The sequence below is a fragment of the uncultured Campylobacter sp. genome (assembly GCF_938045595.1).
Lineage (GTDB): Bacteria > Campylobacterota > Campylobacteria > Campylobacterales > Campylobacteraceae > Campylobacter_B.
In genome coordinates, this window is sequence record NZ_CALIBB010000017.1 from 1 (window position 1) to 24,932 (window position 24,932).

Here is a 24,932-nt window from a genome sequence, read left to right on the forward strand (position 1 = left end):
TGCAATACCGGTAATCGCAGCGGCAAGGCGCTTGATCTGCTTAAACAAAAGGGCTTCAATATGCTTATGAACGCGCCTGGCGTGAAGCAGTACGACTACGAGCTGTATAAGGTCGGCAGCATAAACGCGGAGGGGTTTTTAAAAATAGCAAATGAGCCGAACGTGCTGATCATCGACGCTAGGCAGAAGCAAGACTACGACGCGGGGCATATGAAGGGCGCGATAAATATTCCTGATGGCGAGCCTTTAGAAAACTATAAGGACGTGCTTGAGGCCAACAAAGACAAAAGGATAATCACGCACTGCTACAGCGGCAACCGCAGCGCCAAGCTAGCCAAAGCCCTAAACGAGCGAGGATATGACGTCACAAATCTACTCGACGGCACGAAAGAGTATAATTACGAGCTGGTAAAATAAATCAAGATTGGCTCTTGAGGTAAAATTTTACGACCATTTTTTGTATTCGCCGCGTCTTTGTAATATGCAGCTTCGCGGCGCCGATAAGACAGATACCGCTAAATTTGAAATTATTTGCTCCGCCTGCTCATTTGGCGCCTACTTTGCATAAGATCTGCCTTCGATGCAGAGCATAAATTTTAAATTCTCCATACCGAGGCGATAATGGCGCTTGGAGGTTTAACTTCTTTTAGAGGAATTTTTGAAATTTAAATCATAAAGTTGTAACGGGAAAGCAAGTATTTAGAGCTTAAAAATAGAATTTTACAAGCTAGCGCGAGTTTTGCGGGATGTAAAATTGAAACAGACTCTATAAAAGTTGCGTAAATTTTAAATGCAACCTAATCGCTTAAAAATTTTACTTCTGAAAATGGAATTTCGCGCTAGTGGTGCGTGCGTTTTAAATAGCCTCACCAATTTCGATAAAATTTGCACTTTAGGAGAGGCAAGCAAAATCAAGACCGAATTCTAAAAGCAAATTAAGCCCGCAACGTATTTTTCTCGCTCCATCATTACAATGAAGCGAATTTTGCGCGGAAGTCAAACGCACGAATTAAATTCTGCACGAAATTTTATTCAACCAAGAATTCCTTCTTATCGATCGTGCCATGATAAAAAATCCCGAGCGTATCATCAAAGGTCTTATCCAAAAATCCGTCTTTTTTTAGTCCCGCTAAAGATGTATTGATTAGCTCTAGCAGCGCATTATTGCCCTTCTGCACGGCGATTGCGTTGTAAGTTTGCTTACCTAGACCATCCAAAGCAACCTGCGTTTTATTATCGATGATTGCGTATGCGTGCAGGATTAGGTTATCATCGACATGCACGGCATTTTTCGCCCTTTTGAAAGCGCGGTAGCATTTAGCCGAGCTGGCGCAAAAGTTTAAATTCTTTCTAAAGCCCGCTTTGCGTAAGAAATTGTGAATAGGAGAGTGTTTGATGACGAAAATCCTCTTTTTGCGCAGCTGATCGAAGCTCGTGACATTTTCGCCTTTTTTGGCTAGCACACCTACCTGCACCTTAAAATAAGGCTCCGAAAAATCTACTTTTTTCGCTCGCGCGGGCGTCGGAGTAAAGGTCGCAATCACCATATCCGCTTCATTGCGCTGTAAAGCGCTAATGCGTCTTGAAGCCGTGATCGGGATAAATTTTACCTTGCCAGGATTATCGCCGAAAATCTCCTTGCCGAGCTTCTCGCCAAGAGCAATCTCAAATCCCCTGTATTTGCCGTCTACGAGCGCACTAAACGGCGGCTGATCGTTATATACACCGATGCGAACGAGCCTATCTTTTTTGATCTGATCCAAAGAATTTGCAGATAGAAAACCAAGTAGCAGAGCCGCCAAAACAAATACTTTCATTTGCTCCCCTTTTAGTTGAAATAAGGCGCAATTATAATAAAAAGAAATTATATCCAGCTAAAATTCTGCGATTTATGGCGCATTTTCATCGAAATTTATGAAAAGACGAAATTTGCGAAGAAAATTTTATGCCCAATTTACAAACGAAATCTCATAAAAAACTTACACGAGCGAAATAAAAAGCTTTTAATTAAATTTATAAACAAGATTTTACAGATGAATTTCACGCTAGAAAACCTTAGCGAAATTTGCGATATTCTTAAAAGCAAACGGCGAAATTCTACGCAGATTTAACGTCTAATTGCGAATTTAACTAAGGGGCGAAATTTAGCACTGCATCAATTATACAGAAGCCAAGCTCTTAAAATTTCGTAAAGACCAAGCCAAGATGAAACGTAGCGACCGATAAGCCTAGATCGGCATTACGCGGATGTTTGGGCTAAGGTTTTCTTGCAAGACGTTTTCTATCGCATACAGCGTACCGCTCGCACCGCTGGCGCAGCCGCTACAAGCGCCTAAGTAGCGGATGTAGATATCGGTTTTGCCATCGTCTGCGGGCCTGATGTCGATGACGTCGAGATTGCCGCCGTCCATCTGAAGCATCGGACGGATATCCTCATCAAGCACCCCTTCAACCGCTTTAAATTTACCGATCAAATTTAGCTGCTCAAAGCTCATCTCAGCTCCCGCTTTCGCGCTAGTAGCGGCACTCACGTTGGCTTGAGCTTGAAGCCTCTCTCGCTCCATCTCCTCTCTGGTTTGCTTTAAAATATCAACCAGATAATAATCCTTCTCCTCGTGTCCGCCCGGGCGCACGCAGGATTTGCAAAACGCACCTGCTTTGGTGTATTGCGTGATCTCCTCGACCGTGTGAAGGTCGTTTAGGCGGATAACTTCTTTGATCGTGCCGAGGCTTACGCGCGCACAGTCGCACACGATGATCTCATCCTCAAAATGCGCGGGATCGACGCCCTTATAATTCGCTGCAGCCTGCTTGATGACATCATATGCCATGACCGAGCAGTGCATCTTTTGCGGTGGCACGGCAGGCTCATCGGGATTATCGCGCATCGCGTGCTCTACGTCTAAATTTGTAATCTTTACCGCTTGATCGACGGTCTTGCCGATACAAAGCTCAGCCATCGTGTCCGAACTCGCAATCGCCGTGCCGCAGCCGAAGCTTTTAAATTTAGCGTCTAAAATTCTATCGGTTTTAGGATCTATTAGCCAATATAACCGCACCGCATCGCCGCAGCTCTCGGCGCCGAAGTCTGCGACCACTAGCTTACCACCTCTAGCCTTCGCCTCCTCCTCGGTGATCTCGCCCATATAGCGAGGATTATTCATGCGGTCCTGCACTTTTTGCGAGTATTGCTCCCAGATAGAGCCGTTTATCAAACTATTTTTTGCCATTTTTTATCCTTTATTTTTCTCATAACCTTGCGGCGCATAAGCAAATGTGCTTGAAATCCCGCGCAGACGAGCGATAGCTTTGCCTATATGTTCGATCGCGTAATCGATCTCCGCCTCCGTCGTAAAGCGCGACAGCGAAAGCCTTAGCGCCGTATGCGCTAGCTCTTTATCCGCGCCGATCGCTTCCATTATCGGGTTATTCTCAAGCGCCTCGCTCGCACACGCAGAGCCGGTAGAAGCGGCTATGCCCGCTTTATTCAGATCCCACAGCATCGCCTCCCCCTCGACGCCTTGGATCGAGGCGAGGATGGTATTTGGCACGCGAATGCTGCGATCGCCCACGACGCTTACGCTTGAAATTTGCAAAAGCGCATCCTCCAGCTTATCGCGCAGTCTGCTTACCTGAGTGCGCTCAAAATCCATAAATTTATTCGCTAGCTCCAAGGCTTTGCCGAGCCCCACGATGCCCGCTACGTTTAGCGTGCCGCTGCGGCGCCCGCCCATCTGCTCGCCGCCGTGAAGTAGGCTCGTAAGCGGCTTACTATCTTTTATGTAGAGTGCGCCGACGCCCTTTGGAGCGTGAAATTTATGCCCGGAAAGGCTCAAAAAATCCACATCCGCATCGCGCACGTTCACCTTTATCTTACCTATCGCTTGCACCGCGTCGGCATGATATAGTGCGCCATGCTCGTGTGCGATTTGTGCGATTTTTTTTACGGGGAAGATAGTGCCGGTTTCGTTATTTGCCCACATCACGCTAACAAGCGCGGTTTTGTCGTCGATCTTTTCGCTAAGCTCGTCAAGATCGATTAGTCCATCTTTATCGACGCCCAAGCGAGTAATCTTTACGCCGCAAATTTTTTCTAGAAAAGCACAGGTCGCGCTGATTGCGGGGTGCTCGACGGAGCTTATGACGATATTATCCTTCTCGCCGGTTAGAATTTTATCGTAGTAAATTCCTTTTAAAACCCAGTTATTGCTCTCGGTCGCACAGCTCGTGATGACGATATCGTCCGCGTCCGCAGCGCCGAGTCCCGCATAGAGCCTATCCATCGCAGTTCTTAGCGCAGGGTGAGTCTCGCTGCCGAAGCTGTGAAGGGAGTTTGGGTTGCCGTATTTATCGCAAAAAAACGGCTTCATCTCCTCAAAAACTTCGGGATCGACCATCGTAGTGGCGTTATTATCCAAATAAACGCGCTGCATAAAATTCCTTTCTAAAATTTGTCTGAAATTTAATCAGACAATTTCGCTCTTTTATCAATTTCGCACGATAATATAACATAATTGCTAAATTTTTCTTTAACGCTTACCTTTTTAAAAACCGAAAGTTTTCGGAGAATTTATTAGATCGAAAAATTCCTTGCGCGTGTCGTTTCGGCTGATAAAAAGCCCCCGCAGTGCCGACGTAGTCGTGGTCGAGTTGATCTTTTGCACGCCGCGCATCTCCATGCACATGTGCCGCGCCTGCAGCACCACGCCCACGCCGAGCGGATGGATTACCTCTTGGATTGCGCTTGCGATCTGCTCGGTAAGCTGCTCTTGGATCTGCAGCCTGCGCGCGAAAATATTTACCATACGCGGAATTTTGCTAAGCCCCACGACCTTTTTATTCGGGATATACGCGACGTGCGCGCGCCCGATGATAGGCAGCAGATGGTGCTCGCAGAGGCTATAAAATTCTATATCTTTTATCAAAACCATCTCGTTGTTGCTGCTCTCAAACAGCGCGTCGTTTAAAATTTCTTTTGGGTCCAGCTCGTAGCCGCTAGTTAGAAACTCATAGGCTTTAGCTACGCGCTCGGGCGTCTTCGCAAGCCCGTCGCGCTTCGGATCCTCGCCTAAAATTTCAAGCATCTGCGACACGCAGTTTTCAAATTTTACTCGGCTCTTTTCGTCCATTTTTAGCAATTCCTTAAAAATCGATGCGCGATATTACTCAAAAACGCCTTTTATAACGCTGATAAATTTTAAAATTCCGCGCGAAATTTTATCAATCTCATTATGTTAATGATAATATATTTAAATTTAAGAAATTTTTGTTTAAAATCCGCCGTTTCGATAAGCTTTATCTACAAGGAGTTCGGTAATGAAATTTAAGATGAGTTTTGGCGCGGCTTTGGCGCTTTTTTCCTTTGCTTGCGCCGAACAAAACGCCGCGGCAAGCTCCGCCTCGGGCGAAAACCTAGGCGATATCGAGGTCGTAGAATGGGCGAATAACGACGACGGTTACCGCGCCGTACGCAGTGAGATCGGCAAGACGACTAAGAGAATTTTAGAAATTCCGCAAACCGTAAATGTCGTAACGCAGCAGCATCTAAAGGACAAAAAGCCAGAAACCTTAGCGGAATCGCTGCAAAACGTAAGCGGCATAAGCTATGCAAATACGACGGGAAATATTTTCGATGCGATCATCAAGCGTGGCTTCGGCGAGGGTCGCGACGGCTCGATTATGCGCAACGGCGTGCCGGGCGCCGTGATGCACAATTTCAACAAAACCATTCAATCCGTCGAGGTTCTAAAAGGGCCCGCGAGCATGCTCTACGGTGCGCAGCAACCGGGCGGAGTCATAAACATGGTAACCAAAAAGCCGCAGTATGAGTTTATAAATGAAATTTGGGGCGGGCTGGGCAATCGCAACTATTGGGACGCGGGATTTGATACTACAGGGCCGATCGCAGACAGCGGCTTTGCGTATAGATTTATATTCGATTACTACGCGAAGGATTATTGGCGAAATTTCGGCGGTATAAAAAACACGCTCTTTGCGCCGTCGCTTGCGTATCAAGGAGACGATTATTCGATAAGCTTAGGCTACACCCATAGCCGCTCTACCGATCCGGTGGATCGCGGCGCGTTTTTGGTGCCGAGTACGGGTAAAATTTACGGTAGTGGCAAAGTCCGCTTCGACGAGCCGGTAAATAAACTACAAAGCAAGCTCGATACGGTTGATTTCGGCTTTGAGAAGGAATTTAACGAGGATTGGATATTAAAAGGCGCTTACGCTTTCTCGCGCAGCAAGCACGAATACGGCTACGTCCGTCCGAACAATCCATTTACGCCCCAAGGCCTTACCGGCACGACGCGATCGTATAACTACTACGATAATTTCATACACCGCACGCACGCAGCAAGCGTCACGCTAAACGGCAAATTTGAAACGGGTCCGCTTAAGCACGACGTCCTTTTCGGCACGGATTACAAAAACTACTACAGATACCGCCCGGGCGCGCTAAAAGGCACCGCAGGGCGCATCAATATGCTTACCGGACAGACCGCTTCGGGCGCCGTCTTAACGAACGATAGAGAGCCAAAAATACAATATCAAAAACTAAGAACGATAGGACTTTACACGCAAGATAATATAAATTTAACCGACGATTTGATACTTTCTTTGGGCGTGCGTAGGGAATTTTACGATCAAGTAGCCAAACAAAGCTGGCAAGGACCGAACAACACCGATCAGAAAAAGGCCGCTACGACCTATCAGGGCGGGCTTTTGTACCTGTTAAGCCCGCAGTGGTCGGTATATACTAACTACGCGCAAAGCTTCACGCCGCAGATGTCAATAGGCGAGGCGATAGGCGGCGATCTAAAGCCGGAGGAAGGCAAATCCGTGGAGCTCGGCACTAAATTTCAAAACGATCGAGTCACTGCGGGTGCGGCGGTGTTTAATATCGATAAAAGAAACATCCTGCGAACGGTAAATAATATAAGTGAGACGATCGGCAAGGCTCGCTCGCGAGGATTTGAACTCGATATAAACGGGCGCGTGACGCAGGGGCTTAGCATGTCGGCAAGCTACGCATACACCAAAACGAGGGTGCGCGAGGACGACGGCGCTTTTGCGGTGCTAATCGGCAAACCGCTGGAAGCGACGCCGAAGCACCAAGCAAGCCTATTTGCCAACTACGATTTCGCGCATCTAGGCGCAAAGGGGCTTAGGCTGGGCGGCGGCGCGCGATACTTCGGCTCTTGGTACACCTACTATATGCGCATGAACCTACCGAGCGTGCCCGCAGGAACGGCGTTTAAGCTGCCTCACGCCGTAGTTTATGACGCCTTCGTGAGCTACGATACTAAAATTTCGGGCTATGATACGAATTTTTCGTTCAACGTCAAAAATTTGACCGACAAAAAATACTACACCTCATCCTCGACCGGCACGACTACGAGCGTGATACCTATTCAAATGGGCTACGCGCGGCAGTTTATGTTTAACGTATCGGTAAAATTTTAGCCTCAAGCCCGCTTTAAATTTCAAGGCGGGCTCTTAAAATTTTAAAATTTAAAAGCCGCGAGCCGCTTAGGCTCGGCAAATTTTAGGAATTTATACTTTAAATAAGAAATTTTTTGATATATTACGAGCTATTTTTAAATTTTCTAAAGGAATTTTATGGAAGTAAAAGCAAAAATGAAAGACGCCGCAAATGCGGTCGCTGCGAGCAAGATCGAAGCAAAGCAGATCGCAGCCAAAGTAGAAGAGCTAGCCAAAAAGGCCTCCAAGCAGCTAAGAATCGACGGATTTAGACAGGGCAAAGTGCCTACCGCGGTGGTTTTGAAGCGATACGGCAAGCAGCTTGAGGGCGATGCAAAGCAGGAGCTTCTTAAAAATATGATCGACGAGTCTCTTAAAATTTTAAAGAAAAAACAGGAGGAAATTTTATCCGAGCCGGTCTTTTCTAAATTTGACGAAAACAAAGGCGACATTGACGTTGAGATCGAAATTTCTTTCAGACCCGAGGTTAGCGTTGAGGGGTACGAGGAGCTGATCCCTAAATTTAGCAGTCCGCGCGTTACTCAAAAAGAGATCGACGAGAAAGTGGCGGAATTTTTGCAGATGATCGCGCCGCTTTCTAAAACCAACAAAAAAATTCTAGCCAAAGACGATTTTGCAAAATTCGACTTCGAAGGCTTCGTGGACGGCAAGCCATTCGACGGCGGCAAGGCGCAGGATTACGTCCTTCAGATCGGCTCAAATCAATTTATCCCGGGCTTTGAGGACGGTATGATCGGACTTAGAGTGGGTGAGGAACGCGACGTAGCGGTTAAATTTCCGCAAGATTACGGCGCGAAAAGCTTAGCCGGCAAGGACGCGATCTTTAAAGTCAAGCTTCACGAAATTCAGGCTAAAAAACCTGCCAAAGAGCTCGGCGAGGAGGAGTTAAAGCAAGCGCTTCCGGGCGAGAAAGAGCCGAGCAAGGAGAAATTTGAAGCGCGCATCAAAGAGCGCATCAAAAACGATAAGCTTCAAAAGCTTATAAACGAGGATCTAAAGCCTAAATTTGCCGACGCGCTCGCCGAGAAATTTAACTTCGCGCTTCCAAAAGCGATCGTCGAGCAGGAGATTAATTTGCAGTTTAACAACGCCTGGAGCGGCTTTTCAAAAGAGCAGATCGAGGAATTTAAAAACAACAAAGACGCCCTGGATAAAAAGCGCGAAGAGTTTAGAAAGGCTGCCGAAAACAGCGTAAAACTGACATTCCTAATCGACGAGCTAGCCAAAAAGCGCAAGATCGACGTGAGCGATCAGGAGCTCGTCCAAGCGGTCTATATGGAGGCCTACACCTACGGCGCCGATCCGAAGGAGCATCTAAATAGATACCGCAACAACGGCATGCTGCCGGCCGTTAAAATGGCGCTAATCGAGGAGAAGCTATTTAACGATATTTTCTCAAAGCAGGGCAAAAAAGAAGAGAAGGGTGAATAGATGGTGATTCCTTACGTTATAGAGCAGACCGGCCGCGGAGAGCGCAGCTACGACATCTACTCGAGGCTACTAAAAGACCGTATCGTAATGCTTAGCGGCGAGATCGACGACGCAGTAGCAAGCTCGATCGTCGCGCAGCTTCTGTTTTTGGAAGCGGAGGATCCCGATAAAGATATCTATCTATACATCAACTCCCCGGGCGGCGTGGTTACGAGCGGATTTAGCATTTATGACACGATGAATTACATCAAACCGGACGTAAGCACGATCTGTATCGGTCAAGCGGCGTCGATGGGGGCATTTTTGCTAAGCTGCGGCGCAAAAGGCAAACGCTACGCGCTTCCAAACTCGCGCATAATGATCCATCAGCCCCTAGGCGGCGCGCAGGGCCAGGCTACCGACATCGAAATCCAAGCTAAAGAAATTTTACGAATGAAAGAAATTTTAAATAACATCCTTTCGCAAAATTCCGGCAAAGATCTCGCGCAGGTCGAAAAGGACACCGATCGCGACTTTTTTATGAGCGCCGAGGATGCAGTGCAATACGGACTGATCGATCAAGTACTTCAAAAGAGCTTTAAATAGATGATCCTGGACGTCCTTACCTATCCGAATAAAAAGCTTTATCAAAGATCGACCGAGGTCGTGAAATTCGACGCGGCGCTGGGCGAGCTTTTGGATGATATGTATGAGACGATGATCGCAAAAAACGGCATAGGCCTTGCCGCCATCCAGGTAGGCAGGCCCGTGCGTGCTTTGATTATAAATTTAGCCAACGAGGAAAAAATCCAAGACAAAAAAGACCTCATCGAGATCATCAATCCGCAAATTTTAAAAAAGGAAGGCGAGGTCGTATTTCAGGAGGGCTGCCTGTCGGTGCCGGGTTTTTATGAGGACGTAACGCGCGCCGAGTTTATCACGGTGCAGTTTCAAGACCGCGCCGGCAATACCCGCGAAATGGATGCTAGCGAGCTGCTAGCCGTCTGTATCCAGCACGAGATGGACCACCTCGACGGACATCTTTTTATCGAGCGCATCGGATACAACAAACGCAAAAAATTTGATAAAGAATTCAAAAAAAGCCTAAAAGAAAAATCGAAATGAAATCCCTAAAATGCGCTGCCTTCACGGATGCTCTGATCCCCGTAGAGGTCGAGTCGACATTCGTGCGGGGGCTGCCGGGATTTAATATCGTCGGTCTTGCGGGCGCTACGATAAAAGAGAGCGAAAGTCGCGTAAAAGCCGCGCTTGTGAGCCTAAATTTTAAATTTCCCGCATCCAAAATCATCATAAATCTCTCCCCCTCCGACACGCCCAAAAACGGCTCGCACTTCGATCTTGCGATCGCGCTTCTAATCGCGCTGCAAAAAGAGCGCATCGACGGCGATTTCTTCGTCTTCGGCGAGCTCGGTTTAGACGGCAGTTTAAAGAGCACGGCGAGCCTCTTTTCGATCCTGCTTTTTTTAAGCACGAAGGTGAAGCGCGCTAAAATTTTAGTGCCGCAAAGCATAGCTCTAAAGGCCTGCACGATCCCAAACTACGACGTTTATGCGGTGGATAGCCTAAGCGATGCGGTCAGATTTTTTTTAGACGAGGAGTTCGCCGCAAGCAGGCTCATGCGAGAAGTCCATCCGCTTTTTAAAAACGTCGTGGAGATTGACGGGCAAGCTTACGTCCCTAACCGCGACTTTTCGCTCGATTTCAAAGACGTCAAAGGGCAAAAGCGCGCTAAACGCGCGAGCCTGATCGCCGCATGCGGTATGCACAATATCCTCTTCGAGGGCAGCCCGGGCTGCGGCAAAAGCATGTGCGCAAAGCGGATAGCCAGGATTCTGCCTCCGCAGAGCCTGGGCGAAGTGCTGCTCTCGTGCGCCTACGAGTCGTTAAATAACAAAGACGTCGATTTTAGCGCACTGCGCCCCTTCCGCTCGCCGCACCACACCAGCACGCGCAGCTCGATTTTCGGCGGCGGCAGTAGCGGCGCAAAGATCGGCGAGGTCGCGCTCGCAAACGGCGGCGAACTGTTTTTCGACGAGCTGCCGCACTTCGGCAAGCAAATTTTAGAAAGCCTGCGCGAGCCGTTAGAAGATAATAGAATTTTGATTTCGCGCGTAAATTCCAAGGTCGAATACCAAACGAAATTTATCTTCGTCGCGGCGCAAAACCCCTGCCCGTGCGGAAATCTATTCTCCAAAAACCTCACCTGCACCTGCTCGCTAAACGACATCAGGCGCTACAAAAACACGATCTCTGCGCCGCTACTCGATCGCATCGACATATACGTCGCGATGGACGAGACCGGTGCGGACGACAGAAGCGACGTTTGCAGCGAGGAGATGGCAGATGCGGTGTTGCGGGCGTTTCGCGCGCAAAAGGCTCGGGGGCAGAGCGAGCTAAACGCAAAGCTGCGCGACGAGGAAACCGAAAAATTTTGCGTCTGCGAAAGCGCTGCGCGAGAGGTTTTGCAAACGGCGATCACCCGCTACGATCTTTCGCAGCGCGGCGTGAATAAGACGCTAAAGCTTGCGCGCACGATCGCCGATCTAGCAGGCGCCGAAATCATCGCTAAGGCGCATATTTTGGAGGCTCTTAGCTTTCGCATAAGGAACGAAATTTGAAAAAAATTTTCTTTAGCACCGCAGAACTCGACGCGCAAGCAAGCGCGAAATTTGGACTTAGCGAGCAAATTTTAATGGAAAATGCCGCCGGCAGGATCGAGAGCGAGATCAGAAAGCGGCTCAAAAAGGGCTCGCGCGTTTTGGCGCTTTGCGGCGGCGGGAATAACGGCGCGGACGCGATGGCGGCGCTACGAAAGCTAAGCGGCGATTTTAGCTGTGCGGCGCTTTGCGTGCTGGAAAATAGAAGCGCGGCGGGCAAATTTCAAGCGGATGCGGCGCAGGCTGCAGGCGTTAAGCTTATCGACATTGCGAGCGCAAAAGACGATTGCGGGCGCGTAGAGGGCGCGTCTATCAAGGATGCTTGTGCGCACGAAAGTGCAAGCGGCTCCTCCTTAAAGGGTGCCGGCTCTTGTGAGGGCGAGCCTGATAACGAACGCGAAGGCCTAAACGGCGCAAATATTTCAGGCGGCGACGATAAATTATGCGCGAAATTTACAAGCGCTAAATTTGAAACCGCAAAAGACGGCGGAGATTTCGGCAATCTAGGCAACGAATGCGGTGAACCGCGCATACTGCACGATGAGATTACAAGCGCAGACTGCATAATCGACGGGATTTTCGGCAGCGGTTTAAACAAAGCCTTAAGCTCTGAAATTTGTGAAATTTTATCTCTCGCAAACGGCACGAAATCCCTAAAAATCGCCGTAGATATTCCAAGCGGCATTGATAAAAACGGTCGCGTTTTAGGAGCTACGTTTTGCGCGGATCTGACGATCGCGATGGGCGCGCTGAAGCTCGCGCTGTTTTCGGATGCGGCGAAGGATTACATAGGGCGGATCAAGGTCGCAAATCTTGGAATTTCGCGCTTAAATTTTGAAGGGCGGAGCGAATATTTTCTGCTTCAAAAAAGCGATCTGAAGCTGCCGCTACGCAGGAAGCAAAACACCAACAAGGGCGACTTCGGGCACACCTACGTCGTAAGCGGGCAGATGAGCGGAGCAGCGCAGATGGCGGCTCTGGCGGCTCACGCGATCGGCAGCGGGCTCGTTAGCGTCGTTAGTGAGGGACCATTAAATCTAAGCCCGATTTTGATGCAAAAAAGCTCATTTGAGCACGCGCGGGTCGTGGTTTGCGGCTGCGGCCTCGGGGAGCGGAAGATCGATCTTGCCGCGCTGCGGGACAAAAGCTGCGTCATCGACGCCGATCTGTGCTACGAGCGTGAAATTTTAAGCCTGCTAAACGCCAATTCAAATTTAATCCTAACGCCCCATCCGAAGGAGTTCTGCTCGCTTTTAAAGATCGCGGGCATCGCAGATCTTAGCGTGAGCGAGCTGCAAGAGCGGCGCTTCGAGCTTGCGCGGACGTGGAGCGAGAAATTTAGCGGTGTGCTCGTGCTAAAGGGCGCAAACACGCTCATCGCGCAGGCAGGCATCATCTACGTCTGCGACAAGGGTAGCGCCGTGCTCGCAAAGGGCGGTAGCGGCGACGTGCTAGCAGGGCTCATCGGCGGGCTGCTCGCGCAAAGCTACTCGCCTCTGCAAGCCTCGATCTGCGGCGTCCTAGCCCACGCACTCGCCGCGCGAGCCTTCGCCAAAAACTCCTACGCGCTAAATCCGCTCGATCTCATCGAGGAGGTAAAATGGTTGTGAAAAAGCTCGCCGTGCTTTTTAGCGGTAGCGGCTCAAATTTGGAGGCGATCTTGCAGAAGCTACACGGCAAGGTTTTTGGCGAAACCAAGATCGAAGTCGTCCTAACACTAACTAACAAAGCTAACGCCGGCGGCATAGCAAAAGCCGCAAAATTCGGGCTTAAAAGCGTGATCCTAAATCACAAAGAGTTCGCTAGCCGCGAGGAATTCGACGCCGCGCTCGTGCGCGAGATCGAAAAAAGCGGTGCGGAACTTACGGTGCTTGCCGGCTTTATGCGGATTCTCACGCCCGTTTTTACGAGCAGAGTTCGCGCGATAAACCTGCACCCATCGCTGCTGCCGCTTTTTAAGGGCGCGCACGCGATAAAAGAGAGTTTCGAGAGCGATATGAAGGTGGGCGGCGTGAGCGTGCATTGGGTCAGCGAGGAGCTTGACGGCGGCGCGATCATCGCTCAGCGCGCGTTTGAAAAGAGCGCAGGAATGAGCCTTGAAGCTTACGAGACCAAAATCCACGAGATCGAGCATGAGCTATTGCCGCAGGTAATCGTAGAAATTTTGTGCCAAAGCTAAATTTTACGCGGAATTTAAAGATCGAAATTCCGCGGAATTTTATAAATTTTAAAGCTTAGTTCTTTAAATTTTAGGGGCGAACTCTAAGTATTAAATTTTAAAATTTACTAGCTAAATTTAGAAAGAGAAAGATGACCGCAAACGAACTGGAAAAACTAAGGCTCGGCATCCTGGATGAGGCGGAGCAGCGCAAAGGCACGGCGTTTTCGATAATAGCACTAGCGGTGCTAGCCTCGGCGCTGTGGCTATTTTTCAATTTTAGAGATCAAGAAGCAGCAGTAGGCCTCTGCTGGATCATAGTGGTATTTAGCTGCGGCAGCATCTCTTTTAGAGTAGTGAATAAAGATGCAAATATAGTGCGCGTATTTATCTTTTGCACCTTGCTGTGGATGCTTGCCAAAGGCGTAGAAATGTGCGAGAATGATACCTTGCGCTTCGTCATCGCACTCGTAACCATCTGCCTTTCTTTGTTTAATATCGCGGATGCCGCGCTGGAGCGGATCAAATATAATAGATCCAAAAAATTCGTCCGCGCCTTTAAACACCAATATATCGCGCCTTATATCGCAAGCCTTAGGCTACCGCTATGAAATTTCAGGCTCGTTTAGGCCGGCGTATCTACGCGCTAGCGGTCTATTTGTGGACGGCATAAGCTATTTTGATTGCGAAGATAAAATTTCCGGCGTTTATGACGGAGTATTTTTCAGCTTTGCGGATGTTTGCGTGACTCATACTGACGAACGACGTAGCAGCAGGGGGATATTTTTCTACGCAGAATTTAAAAAGCGCGTAAACTCGGTGGCGGTGATCCTGCCTTCGCTCAGCGCGAGACCAACACTTGGCGGACTTAAGAAGATCGCGATGGACGATAGCGAGTTTAGCTCCGCGTTTAGCGTATATAGCGCCGATGCGGTGTCTGCAATGTATGCCCTCACACCCGCCTTTATGCGGCGCTTGCTTCGCTTTAGAAGCGGTGCCGGCGGACCGATCAGTTTAAGCTTTTCTGATAGAAACGTCTATATTTTCATCCGCACGGGATACGATAGTTTCGAGCCTAGCGTAGATCGCAGCGTATTTGGCTTTGATCCCGCCGCGTTTATCAAGCACGAGCTTCTATTCTTTCTCTCCATCGTAAAAAGTCTGAAACTAAACGAAAATATCTGGCAGGATTGAATTAAAGCTCTGATTTAAGGTATAGATCGCTGCAAAATTTTAGGCTTTCGCTTTAAATTTACGAGCTACTACGCCGCAACCGCTGCAACAAAATTCTATTTGAAATTTCAAGGGCATTTAAACCATGAAATTTATAAAATTTTTTAGCGATGCAAATTTTACGACATAGGATTTAGGGCTTTTAGCTATTTTTATCCTAGCATATTGTGATAAAATAGAAGCAAGCAGCTTACAAAACGCCGCGCGGATTTTAAATTTTTATCCTAGCATATTGTGACAAAATCAGCGATCTATTTTAGCTCTAAAAGCCGTTTAACATCGCCCTTGCTTAAATACGGTGCAAATATATGCTGCGGCTGTGAACCACTTAGTTTTACTAGCATATCGCCTGCGCCTAGAAGTTTTTCAGCTCCGCTTTCGTCCAAGACAATCTGAGAGGCTTTGGCATTTTGCACTTTTAATGCGATTCGTAAATCAAAATTTGCGCGCAATTCTTGCTTAAAAATATTTGCATTGGGCGTTTGGGTCGCTATGATTAGATGAATGTCCGCAGCACGAGCCTTTTGTGCCAAGATCACGATACTATCTTGAAGCATCTTAATCTGACCGAAAGCATCAGCAACTTCATCGAAAACTACAACCATGCTTGGCATCGGAGTAGAAAGTTCAGCGTTTTTACTAACACCTTCTTTGGCTAGAACGCTATAACGTCTATCCATTTCCTTAATGACAGCATCAATCACGGTTTGTGTATGAGATATATCCTTGACTACTCCGCCAAGCTCGCTTAAACTTCTTAGTTTGTCGTAAATACCAAACTCAGCTCCATTTTTAGGATCTATGAGTACAAAGCGTATATTTTGATTTAACATTGCTAGCGACGTAATGAGCGTATGTAAAAGCATGGACTTGCCGCTACCGCTAGTACCACCGATAAGCAAGTGCTGTGATAAATCAAAGAAAAATGCCTCATTTTTGATATTGCGACCGCAATAAGCAGGCAAGGCGTAGCTTTTTGTATAGCTAGATATATCGAAACCAAAATCATCTGCATCAAATTTTTTCCACTGACTTTTAGGTCTAGGCAAATATAAATTTAAGCTCATCTGTTCACCCGCGTATTGTGTTAAAGCATCGGAGTAAAGACCAAATTTTACCTTGTAGTCATCAACTTCGTTTTCAACCCGGGCATAGTCTTTCATATCTTTAAAGCGGATTTTAAATACGTCGTGACGCAATGCATGGTCACTAGATAGAATTTCTGCTTTTATACCGGCGGAAGTAAAATATTCTCGTATCTTATCCTCATCTACCCTTTCAGAAATTGATTCTTCTGTAGGTAGAATTTTTGGCTCTATTGTAACGCTAAATTCATCAATCAGGAATTGATAAAAGTCATCCTTGCTTTTGTAGAGATTATTTAGCTCGTAAAGTCCACGATGGATATATTTTTCGATAGCACTAATAAAAATTGCATCGTCGCTAAAATCTAGATTTTCACTCTTATGCCTTAGCATAAAAGCTGCACGCAAAATATCTGTATAGTCTTTAGATTCTTTGCCGCTGCCAGTTACTTGGGACATATTATATTCTCCGCCCCCACTAGAGAATCCATCGTATAGGATGAAATTAGCATAACATGGATTATCTAAACTTTTATATTCTAAGCGAAAGGATTTGTTAATTGCCATCCTCAAAATTACATATTTAGGCACATCTACGGCTAGAGAATTTTTTATAATATTAGCAATGAAATTCTCTTCGCCGGCTTTGGTATAAATTTTCCCTAGCATTATTCTCTCCTTGGTTTTATGCTTGCACTATCTCGTGAATCTTTATCATTAGTGATGTCGTAAATCCCTGCGATTTTACCGCTTGCAAATTCCAGCTCTCTTTGGCTAAATTCAGTATCTGTAGGTAACACGATAACTTGATTGGACGCATTTGCATAATAGTTTTGAATGACATTCTTACGGTTAGAGGCATCTAGTCTGGCTAGTGGAGTATCAATAATAAGAGGCAAGCATCTATCGCTTAACTTAGATAACGCCCAAAATATGCTAATCGCAGCAATTTGTTTCTGACCTGCACTCTGGCTTCGTACAGCAATAGCTTCTCCGCTTGCATCGATAAATTTCACGATGAAGTTATCGATCTTAATGTCCGCTACGTTATCCTCGGCGATTAGATGCTTATAATTAGACAAAATTTTATCTTTTAGTCTCTCTCCGGTTCTTGTTATGCGTCCCGATTTATAGGTGATAATCTGAGTCTTAATCTCCGATAGCAAATTCAACTTCTTTTTAATACGCAAGTCGCGGGCCGCTTTATCTTTTAACGCAGCAATTTCTATTTCTAGCTCGCCTATATGCTTTTCAGAATTGGTTTTTTGTTCGATATTTTTTCTTAGGTTCTCGCTCGCTTCCAACTTTTCTACCTCTAACGCCTCGATCTCCTCGTTTAGACTAGCCAATTCCGTATCAACCGATGAATCTGAAATGAGATCATCTAGATTGCGTGAGATACGAGAGATATCAGACTTAGCATTTTTAGCGTCTCTTACGGCATCTAAAAGTTTAACGGAATTTTCTTTAGCAGCGCTATAAACGATAGGAATGGTGCTTTTATTAATTCCTTTAAATTCTCCGTCATTATTTTTGATAAATTCTAAAAACGCATCGCGTAAATATGTATTTAAATCTATCGCGTCGCATTTAAACCCTATTTTTTCACGCAATAAGTAATCTGCGCTAAATTTGGCTAACTTAGTAAGGCTTTCTTTATTGAACCCGCTAGTATCACTACTCTTTTCTATCCTAGATAAAAGTTCTGAGAAGAATTCGTCTAATCCTGCAAATAAAATTTCCCCACCGAATTCTGCAATACTTTGCTTGGCTCTTTGCAGGTCAGCCATAGCAGCATCTTTAGCATTTTGCAGACCCTCGCTTTCTTTAGAATTGCTCCTTATCTTACCTTCCAATTCTTTCTTTTTAGCAGTTATAGCGGCAGATTTATCGCTCACTTGAGCTTCGTAAAATTTTATATTTATTTTAGCATTTTGCAAGCGCTCTTCCTCGCTTTTTTGTCGGCCCTCGCATAAGTCTAGATCAGATTTAATTTTACTTGCCATATTACTTTGTGAGATTAGTTCTCTTTCCGCCTTATTGATCTGATCCGATAATCTATCTAATACGGCAATATTCAACATGCTTTGAATTTTATCTTTTAGCTCGGTGCTAACCTCGTCTGCCATCGCCTCGATCTCTTCGCCGTCGAATACAAAAAACTGTAAAAAATTTAACGGTAGAATTCTCTCGATCTCCTCGCGAGCTTGATTGTTTTCCAGCCGCTCGCCGTCTTTTATAAAAATTAACTTTTCGCATAGATCAGGAAATCTACTCCACTCTCTCCTAATGATTATCTCGCGTTCATCTTCATCAAGCACTAACTCAATATAGAATTTATTCTCGTCGTTGCTAAGCGCACGACGGTTAAAAGCGCCCCGCCATCCGTTTTCGCTATTTTGACCTAGCAGTAGGACCCTAGGTGTAAAAACACCTCTGCTACGTGTGCCAGTAAAATTTAATACGACCTCCGGTACATTTTCGCCTATATCTAGCATTCCGCTTCCTGCAAAAAGTAATTTCACGCTTCTTATAAAGCTAGTCTTGCCGAATCCATTCCTTCCGAAAAGTAAATATATGGGCTTGCCTTGTGACAAGGTAAATTCTACATTCTGTTCACCATAATAAGCAAAAAGATTACAAATCGTAATGCGTTTATAAAATATCATCACTATCTCCTAGCTTCGCCGTTTCATCATCAATATTTTTCATAATGATCTCATAAATTTCGTTATCCTTGATACCTTCTTTTCGCACTATTTCTGAGATAATGCGCTTTGCCGCCTCTCCACCCTTACTTGTCGTATCGATTAAATCAACATCCTCTAATATGGGCGTTGAAATTTCAATATTTTGCATTCTGCCAAACTCCTTTGATATTGTAATACACGAGCTTTCGCTATCGAATTCTTTTTCCCAAATCTTAGCGATCATTCCTAGTTGTTCGTCACTAATTAGCTCACTGCCGCCGCACGCCTTAAATTCTGCTTCGGCGCGCAAAAGCCTTCTTAGAATTTCTTTTCGCGCCGAAGACGTAAAAGGCCCTGGACGAAAACTACCATCTTTTTTAAAATCGCACCTCATTGAACGATTTTCCCTAGCCTCCTTTATAAAATTCCGAAATTCATTTAATACCGCCAACGAGCTCTCACCGCTTTTTATGAAGCCTTGCATAGATTTATCTTCGTTTACCAGCGTACATACCCAACATCCAAAGCGGCTTCCACCGCAGCTACTTTGCGACTTATCGATTATAAACTGACATTCATCGCCACTAGCCTGCGAATAAAGCGAAAATAACTTAGCGTGACTAATGCCCCAAGGTGGCGGATTTTGCGTAGTAAGATAGCTCCAAACATCCTCTGTAAGCCACTCGGTGATCGGCGAATAAATTAGTACATTCTCGTAGTCATCATGTTTACTAAATCCATCCTCGCTAACAGTGCGCTTTTCTATACTTCGACGACGATTCATACTCTCACTTTTTCGTACGCCTAGCGTCATTATTGCACTTCCATGCTTTTCTACGATACTTTTTACAATCGATTTCATAGGATTTATTTTTAGACGTTCTGTACACCATCGAAATATACGCGTAGGACTTGGATAACCTTTACCAATAAGATTTACCCAGAATTCATTTTGCGGCGATGGATGAGCAACTATTATTTCAAAAGGAAGTCCACGCATCTTGGCATCTAAATTTATCGCCTTTACAATATTTTTAAAATAAACGGCTACATTAGGAGCTTCTACTAAAGTATCTGAAAGTATCGCATAAGTAGGATTTAACTCATCTTTAGGCAGCTTGGTTATCATTTCATACATTAACTGCAAAACACAGGTAGAATCCTTACCGCCGCTAAAAGTAACAATCCACGCACGTTTATATTTTTTATAACGTGCTAAAATCTGTGCTCTTGTATCGTTTAAAAGCGCAATAAATCTATCATCGCTAGAGGTAAATTGCACGCCGCTTTCTTTAGCCTCAATTAAATTGCCATCGTAAAATTTTACTAATGGATTATCTATTTGCTTTGCTAAATTTTGCGCGCGAGTCGAACTAAAGCAACAAAGAATATACTGAGCCTTTGGATTTCGCTCTATAAAATCTAAAATTTCATCTTTAGTGGTTAGGTTTACAGAATTTGCAATATGATCTGCCAGATAAGCACTTCGCGACCTGATATCTATAATAGCGCTATTTTCAAGAGAGGCTAGAGAGGAAACCGACGAGATTCTAGATCTTACATTGCTTTTAAGAATGCTTGATCTAGACACAACCGCCTCCTTTTTTGTACTTTTGTGAATTATAATATCCACGGCGTAAAATTTTACTTAAATACCCAAAAATTTATACAACAACTCCGTGTAGTCATATGAAATAATAGCAGCACTTGCTTTGAAAAATTTAGCCACATGGAAATTTTTTGCTAAATTTTACTTCTAGCCTAGAAATTTATACCTATATAAAATTTACTTTGAATAGCATATTTGACCTCTCATCGCTACCGCTTACGATGCACGATCTTTATATGAGATTGCGGCGACGTCCTAAATTTCATCAAACCCTCTAAAATTTTACCGCTTCGTAGCGCGTGAATAGACTCGGAGTAAATTTCGTTTCGCTATTAGCGTGACAATGCGTGTCTTTTCTACTCACTTAATATATCAAGAGCCGCTTTTAATTGCTCTTTAAAGGTTTCTCTTAGATCTTTTGGCTCTAAAATTTCGATATCCGGAAGCCACTTTTTTATAAATGGCAATATCTCCATATCCTGAGTAAAATCTATGCTAAAAATAATGCTGCCATCTTCAAGCTTCTTTTTAAATTTTTGAGTTGGGAAAAACAGCTTCATACCCTCCTTAAAATATATAGCCACTTTCGGGGAGGCTTTTAATAGCGCCCTTCGCAATGGCTCGGAGGGCAAGCTCATAGCGTTTTGTATCTTATTAAAATACGTTTCGTATTCCTTCAAGATCTTTCCTTCGTATTTTTTTGAGCTTTTACTAAGCGATACGATAAAAGCCACTCTTAAAAGCCTAAAATTTCCCTCGGCATCCTCGATAGCCAAATACCAATTACTGTCAGTAAAAACTATCTTTAGACATTTCGCATCGATTAAATTCTCCATTTCACCGATATATTTATACTTGATATTTCGGCATTCTTTATTTTTAACGGCATTTTGAAGCTCGCTCAAATATCTTTTACTTAGCCCATCTTGCAAAACCTCCAAAGGATTGGTTCTAAATAAAAATACGTCCGAATCCTCTTTTAATTGTTTAGATACCTTTTCTTTTTCATGTTTATCTAAATCGTTAAACAACCTAGGATCATTTGCGTTTAATAAACTAATTAACCAGCCTAGATCATTGCCATATTCTAAAAGACATTTTAAAACGCCGATTATATCTTTGTTTTTGTCATATACTCTTAATACTTTTACCGGTCTCTTGCCATGCCCTATGAGCTTGCTTTCTATCCTAAAAGCGTCTGGAAATAGCTTGTCGATTTCGCCCATATACCTTCTAAGCGTTCTTTCCTTAATCCTTAACTCATCTAAAAGCTCTGTATCGGTAAGATAAATTTCTTGCTTTGCAACTAACTTTTTTAAAATTTCAAAGATAACTATCGTTTTATTGTCTGCATCTGATGACATTATAACTCCTCGTATTCTCTAAATCTTGCGTGTTTAAATTCTCGTTTAATCACGACTTTGTCGTTTTCTACCTGCTCACTTACGATGCGGTTAGTAGTCGCATACACAGCTATCAGACCCATATTTTTAGCAAACCTTATCATATTATAAGTCGCTCCGAAATCACCCTGCACCAGCAATACGTCACCCGCTTTTGCTTGCTTTTTAAGTTTATCTTTATATGTTTCAACAAATTTTATTATGCTTTTTTCAGACGGGTCGATATCGCTCCACCTCGCATCGGCTATGTTTACGAATTTATCAACATTTAAATTCTTCCTCGCATCTTCTTCTTGCTCCAACGTCAAGGTGTGGTTTATTAGGGTGAATAGGGTTTTCACGCGCTTACCCCTAAAATATCGTCCTTTATGCAGAATTTTTTATAGTCTTCTAAAAGCCGTTTGAAATTTAATTTCGGATTTTTAATTTCATCGCTGCTATTACTATGAGCGAGATTATTTCTTAAATTCTCGGCGTCAAAAATAAAATTTCTAAATTCTTCGATATTAGGAATTTCTTCTAGTTTATTGCAGACTAAAGCTTTTATATCTTGCAAATATTCGCTAGCTTCTTTTTTGCTAAGCTTTTTCTCGTCAGATCCAAAATACGTTCGCGCCTTCTTCATTCCAAACAGATAGGAGTCCATCTTTTCACCGATTTTTACCAAATTTCTTGATTGATTTGTTAAATCATAGGAATTAAAAATATCGCTACTTTTAAATTTTGCTACATAAGCTTCTGTTTTTGGGCTAATTTTTTCTATTCCGCTTGCACAATAGTACCCGATAGCCTCAAATAGCAAGGTTATAGCGTTTAATAAGTAGCCCTTCACATTAAGAACTTCCGACATTTCATATAATTTTTGGTAATCCCTCTTTTTGCTGATTTGCTTTAAATTTTCTATATGATCTTTGATTTGATCGAGGCTGGACTTAAAGGTAAAAATTTGCTCGTTCTTTTTGATATTTTCTATATATCGTAAAACTGTATCAAAGCGGCTTTCTAACGCTTTTAGCGAGTTAGCAAGAATATCGTTTGAAAATTTCGTTAGTTCGCCTCTTAAATTTTCAAAATCCTCGTTTTCAAACGCGGCTACGAATGAAACGGTATAATTTTTATCGAATGTTTCGAGCATATACGACATATTTGCAAGCTCTAAGTATTCTTTTAAATCGATAATCTCATACTTTTTTTGATTTATTATCTCTTTTGCAAAAAATATATGTTTGATTTTATTCGTATCGCTTAAGCTTTGAGATATAAGTGAGATGGTAGCTAAAATAGGAATATGCCTAAAGCCGTGAGTTAGATCGATTATATATTCATTGTCTTCGTTGGTTGCTTCATTTATAATACGTAGAATTTCATAAAAATCCGTATCGCCTCTAATGAAATTCTTATTGTTAAATATCTCGATATGACTTGTTTTAAATTCCTTTTCTAAAACTTTTATTTGATCATCTCTCGCATCTTCAGTAAAAATAGGTACGATATTTTGAACGCCGAAATTATCTATCAAAAGCGGAAGCATATTCGTATATCTTTGCTTTTTTAAAGAATACGAATTTTTAAGCTTCTCATCGTATTCATAGATCGGTCTTTCTTCGGCTTCCTTAACATAACCTTTTCCTAAAATCGTTACAACTTTCATATTTTACTCCTCATTTTGCATATAAGTTAAATCATAGTGCTTGACAGTATAATCGCTAGTGGAGACGTACTGCAAATGCCTGTCGTTTGGTATCGCAAACATCGCCCCAGCTATACTTATCGCCTTTTGCCCTCCCGTGACATCAAATACAATGTCGTCTTCCATAAAGCCCTCTTGCTTAAGCTGGCTATATACGCTTTCTAAAAATTTATAGACGCTTTTTGCGTCTTCGAAATTCTTTATATATCGTACATTCGCCATATCAGCAAGCTCCTTGCCAAAGAGATTTTGTACGCATTTTAAAAATTTCTCTCTATCTCCGTGAGATTTTTCAGAACAAGCGACTATAATCTTTTTAAGTCTTTGTTTATGATAATCTATCGCTTTTAGCGGCATTCTGTAATTATTTCTTCCATACTCATCGATAGTTTTAAATTTCAAAATTTCTTCTATTCCGCCATTATTTTCGCTTAAAAATAGCACCAGAACTTTAGCTCTTTTGGGTCTATCATTTATATCTATATCAACGTTTGGAACGCTTTTAGGAATTATATGCTTAATTGCGCAAAAAATCGCTATAGAGCCTAAAATTTGAACCGCCATAGTGCCGTCTTTGGCGCTCCATTTTAAAATTTCGCCGCCGAAAATTTTATCTAGTAGCGACGACATTCCGTCCGGCAACCAAGCGAAAAACAGCAATACTCCCGCGATGATAAAAAACGCTTTACGCTCTAAAAGAGAGCTTCCCAAAAGCGAAACGATTATTTTTTGAAAATTTCTTTTTTCGTAATGCGTCATTTTTTAAATTCCTTTAGCATCTCCATTATCTTTAACGTATCTTGATAGTCTCTGTCTTTTTCGGGCCTTTTTTGCTTGGTCTGCTCTTTCCATCTTCCAGTCTTTTTAAACATATCTCTTAACCCACAAAGCGCTTCCAATTTCATATCGTCAAATTTATCGGTTTGACTTATCGCTTTAAATAAGACTGTCGCTTCGGGCATATCTTTATAAATGGGATCGTTTTTGAGCTTATAAATTCTTTTATCCAGTTCGCTCATATTGCTTGTAGCTTCTTGCAGCTCTTTTTCTTTTCTTCGAAGTTCTATTTCCTCTTTTAAAGCCTTCTCTTTTTCTATTAGATCGTTTGCAAATTTTTGATATAACGATATGCTTTGTTGATCGGATAATGGAACTGCTTGTACCGCATTTACATTTGTAAGTTTAATATACCTATCCAAATAATAGCGACGATCGCTATTTTTACTTTTTGCAAAATCTTCAAGATTCATATATACCAATTCAGAATTATCTTCGTTGCCTTGCTCGCTAGCCATTGAAAATAAATTTTTTATCTGCTCGCTTTCGTGCCATTTTATCTTGCCATCGAAAATTTCACCGTTCATAGCCGACTCAAAATCCTTTAAATACTCCTTAACTTCTTTACTGAATCCATTGAGGTCTAAGACGCTGAGTTTAATTTTGCCGTATCCTAAAGGCTTCGCCATACCT

22 protein-coding genes are annotated in these 24,932 nt (G+C 43.8%); 10 read left to right on the top strand and 12 right to left on the bottom strand.

What is annotated here, in order from left to right:
- A partial coding sequence (locus tag Q0340_RS00470) for a rhodanese-like domain-containing protein (protein ID WP_298081711.1) occupies positions 1–417 on the top strand: 417 nt, incomplete at its 5' end.
- Between the two features lie 611 nt (positions 418–1,028).
- Here the strand turns inward: Q0340_RS00470 and Q0340_RS00475 are convergent.
- From Q0340_RS00475 to folE, 4 genes are all read right to left on the bottom strand, one after another.
- Entirely contained in the window at positions 1,029–1,817 is a 789-nt protein-coding gene (locus Q0340_RS00475; protein ID WP_298081712.1) for a transporter substrate-binding domain-containing protein, read from the bottom strand.
- 411 nt (positions 1,818–2,228) lie between these two features.
- Positions 2,229–3,230 (bottom strand): iron-sulfur cluster assembly scaffold protein, encoded by a 1,002-nt coding sequence (locus Q0340_RS00480; protein WP_298081713.1) that lies wholly within the window; start codon positions 3,228–3,230, stop codon positions 2,229–2,231.
- A 3-nt stretch (positions 3,231–3,233) separates the two neighbouring features.
- Positions 3,234–4,433 (bottom strand): NifS family cysteine desulfurase, encoded by a 1,200-nt coding sequence (locus Q0340_RS00485; RefSeq protein ID WP_298081714.1) that lies wholly within the window; start codon positions 4,431–4,433, stop codon positions 3,234–3,236.
- A 111-nt stretch (positions 4,434–4,544) separates the two neighbouring features.
- Positions 4,545–5,129: a GTP cyclohydrolase I FolE gene (gene folE, locus Q0340_RS00490; RefSeq protein ID WP_298081715.1), complete on the bottom strand. Its 585-nt coding sequence runs from the start codon at positions 5,127–5,129 to the stop codon at positions 4,545–4,547.
- Between the two features lie 187 nt (positions 5,130–5,316).
- Between folE and Q0340_RS00495 the strand changes: the two genes are divergently transcribed.
- From Q0340_RS00495 to Q0340_RS00535, 9 genes are all read left to right on the top strand, one after another.
- Complete coding sequence (locus tag Q0340_RS00495; RefSeq protein ID WP_298081716.1) at positions 5,317–7,467, top strand: TonB-dependent receptor; 2,151 nt, start codon at positions 5,317–5,319, stop codon at positions 7,465–7,467.
- Positions 7,468–7,623: 156 nt separating this feature from the next.
- Complete coding sequence (gene tig, locus Q0340_RS00500) at positions 7,624–8,937, top strand: trigger factor (protein WP_298081717.1); 1,314 nt, start codon at positions 7,624–7,626, stop codon at positions 8,935–8,937.
- Positions 8,938–9,522 carry an ATP-dependent Clp endopeptidase proteolytic subunit ClpP gene (gene clpP, locus Q0340_RS00505; RefSeq protein WP_297918766.1) on the top strand — a complete coding sequence of 195 codons (585 nt, stop codon included), beginning with the start codon at positions 8,938–8,940 and terminating at the stop codon, positions 9,520–9,522. It begins immediately after the preceding gene.
- Entirely contained in the window at positions 9,523–10,041 is a 519-nt protein-coding gene (gene def, locus Q0340_RS00510; RefSeq protein WP_298081718.1) for a peptide deformylase, read from the top strand.
- Positions 10,038–11,555: a YifB family Mg chelatase-like AAA ATPase gene (locus Q0340_RS00515; RefSeq protein WP_298081719.1), complete on the top strand. Its 1,518-nt coding sequence runs from the start codon at positions 10,038–10,040 to the stop codon at positions 11,553–11,555. Before def ends, Q0340_RS00515 begins: the two co-directional genes overlap by 4 nt.
- A complete protein-coding gene (locus tag Q0340_RS00520; RefSeq protein ID WP_298081720.1) occupies positions 11,552–13,204 on the top strand; it encodes an NAD(P)H-hydrate dehydratase in 1,653 nt (550 codons plus the stop codon). Before Q0340_RS00515 ends, Q0340_RS00520 begins: the two co-directional genes overlap by 4 nt.
- On the top strand, positions 13,195–13,773 hold the full coding sequence (purN, locus tag Q0340_RS00525) for a phosphoribosylglycinamide formyltransferase (RefSeq protein ID WP_298081721.1): 579 nt from the start codon (positions 13,195–13,197) through the stop codon (positions 13,771–13,773). Before Q0340_RS00520 ends, purN begins: the two co-directional genes overlap by 10 nt.
- Before the next feature lie 131 nt (positions 13,774–13,904).
- Positions 13,905–14,363: a hypothetical protein gene (locus Q0340_RS00530; protein ID WP_298081722.1), complete on the top strand. Its 459-nt coding sequence runs from the start codon at positions 13,905–13,907 to the stop codon at positions 14,361–14,363.
- A 49-nt stretch (positions 14,364–14,412) separates the two neighbouring features.
- Positions 14,413–14,946, top strand: coding sequence for a DUF3137 domain-containing protein (locus Q0340_RS00535; protein WP_298081723.1), 534 nt, complete (start codon positions 14,413–14,415; stop codon positions 14,944–14,946).
- Positions 14,947–15,236: 290 nt separating this feature from the next.
- Here Q0340_RS00535 and Q0340_RS00540 read toward each other — a convergent pair whose 3' ends face one another.
- From Q0340_RS00540 to Q0340_RS00575, 8 genes are all read right to left on the bottom strand, one after another.
- Positions 15,237–16,739 (bottom strand): FtsK/SpoIIIE domain-containing protein, encoded by a 1,503-nt coding sequence (locus tag Q0340_RS00540; protein WP_298081724.1) that lies wholly within the window; start codon positions 16,737–16,739, stop codon positions 15,237–15,239.
- Complete coding sequence (locus Q0340_RS00545) at positions 16,739–18,739, bottom strand: AAA family ATPase (RefSeq protein WP_298081725.1); 2,001 nt, start codon at positions 18,737–18,739, stop codon at positions 16,739–16,741. Before Q0340_RS00545 ends, Q0340_RS00540 begins: the two co-directional genes overlap by 1 nt.
- Complete coding sequence (gene dndC, locus Q0340_RS00550) at positions 18,726–20,351, bottom strand: DNA phosphorothioation system sulfurtransferase DndC (RefSeq protein ID WP_298081726.1); 1,626 nt, start codon at positions 20,349–20,351, stop codon at positions 18,726–18,728. Before dndC ends, Q0340_RS00545 begins: the two co-directional genes overlap by 14 nt.
- A gap of 374 nt (positions 20,352–20,725) precedes the next feature.
- Positions 20,726–21,733, bottom strand: a complete 1,008-nt coding sequence (locus Q0340_RS00555) for a WYL domain-containing protein (protein WP_298081727.1) — start codon at positions 21,731–21,733, stop codon at positions 20,726–20,728.
- Entirely contained in the window at positions 21,733–22,113 is a 381-nt protein-coding gene (gene csx20, locus Q0340_RS00560; protein ID WP_298081728.1) for a CRISPR-associated protein Csx20, read from the bottom strand. Before csx20 ends, Q0340_RS00555 begins: the two co-directional genes overlap by 1 nt.
- Positions 22,110–23,423 (bottom strand): TM1812 family CRISPR-associated protein, encoded by a 1,314-nt coding sequence (locus Q0340_RS00565; protein WP_298081729.1) that lies wholly within the window; start codon positions 23,421–23,423, stop codon positions 22,110–22,112. Before Q0340_RS00565 ends, csx20 begins: the two co-directional genes overlap by 4 nt.
- A gap of 3 nt (positions 23,424–23,426) precedes the next feature.
- Complete coding sequence (locus Q0340_RS00570; protein WP_298081730.1) at positions 23,427–24,221, bottom strand: hypothetical protein; 795 nt, start codon at positions 24,219–24,221, stop codon at positions 23,427–23,429.
- Positions 24,218–24,932 (bottom strand): hypothetical protein (locus Q0340_RS00575; RefSeq protein WP_298081731.1); only part of this gene is annotated, 715 nt, incomplete at its 5' end. The genes Q0340_RS00570 and Q0340_RS00575, both read right to left, overlap by 4 nt.

Bases quoted from the DNA above. Each gene is read 5' to 3' on its own strand.
- Q0340_RS00475 (WP_298081712.1), bottom strand. From the start codon at position 1,817: ATGAAAGTATTTGTTTTGGCGGCTCTGCTACTTGGTTTTCTATCTGCA.
- Q0340_RS00480 (WP_298081713.1), bottom strand. From the start codon at position 3,230: ATGGCAAAAAATAGTTTGATAAACGGCTCTATCTGGGAGCAATACTCG.
- Q0340_RS00485 (WP_298081714.1), bottom strand. From the start codon at position 4,433: ATGCAGCGCGTTTATTTGGATAATAACGCCACTACGATGGTCGATCCC.
- folE (WP_298081715.1), bottom strand. From the start codon at position 5,129: ATGGACGAAAAGAGCCGAGTAAAATTTGAAAACTGCGTGTCGCAGATG.
- Q0340_RS00495 (WP_298081716.1), top strand. From the start codon at position 5,317: ATGAAATTTAAGATGAGTTTTGGCGCGGCTTTGGCGCTTTTTTCCTTT.
- tig (WP_298081717.1), top strand. From the start codon at position 7,624: ATGGAAGTAAAAGCAAAAATGAAAGACGCCGCAAATGCGGTCGCTGCG.
- clpP (WP_297918766.1), top strand. From the start codon at position 8,938: ATGGTGATTCCTTACGTTATAGAGCAGACCGGCCGCGGAGAGCGCAGC.
- def (WP_298081718.1), top strand. From the start codon at position 9,523: ATGATCCTGGACGTCCTTACCTATCCGAATAAAAAGCTTTATCAAAGA.
- Q0340_RS00515 (WP_298081719.1), top strand. From the start codon at position 10,038: ATGAAATCCCTAAAATGCGCTGCCTTCACGGATGCTCTGATCCCCGTA.
- purN (WP_298081721.1), top strand. From the start codon at position 13,195: ATGGTTGTGAAAAAGCTCGCCGTGCTTTTTAGCGGTAGCGGCTCAAAT.
- Q0340_RS00530 (WP_298081722.1), top strand. From the start codon at position 13,905: ATGACCGCAAACGAACTGGAAAAACTAAGGCTCGGCATCCTGGATGAG.
- Q0340_RS00540 (WP_298081724.1), bottom strand. From the start codon at position 16,739: ATGCTAGGGAAAATTTATACCAAAGCCGGCGAAGAGAATTTCATTGCT.
- Q0340_RS00545 (WP_298081725.1), bottom strand. From the start codon at position 18,739: ATGATATTTTATAAACGCATTACGATTTGTAATCTTTTTGCTTATTAT.
- Q0340_RS00555 (WP_298081727.1), bottom strand. From the start codon at position 21,733: ATGTCATCAGATGCAGACAATAAAACGATAGTTATCTTTGAAATTTTA.
- Q0340_RS00565 (WP_298081729.1), bottom strand. From the start codon at position 23,423: ATGAAAGTTGTAACGATTTTAGGAAAAGGTTATGTTAAGGAAGCCGAA.
- Q0340_RS00570 (WP_298081730.1), bottom strand. From the start codon at position 24,221: ATGACGCATTACGAAAAAAGAAATTTTCAAAAAATAATCGTTTCGCTT.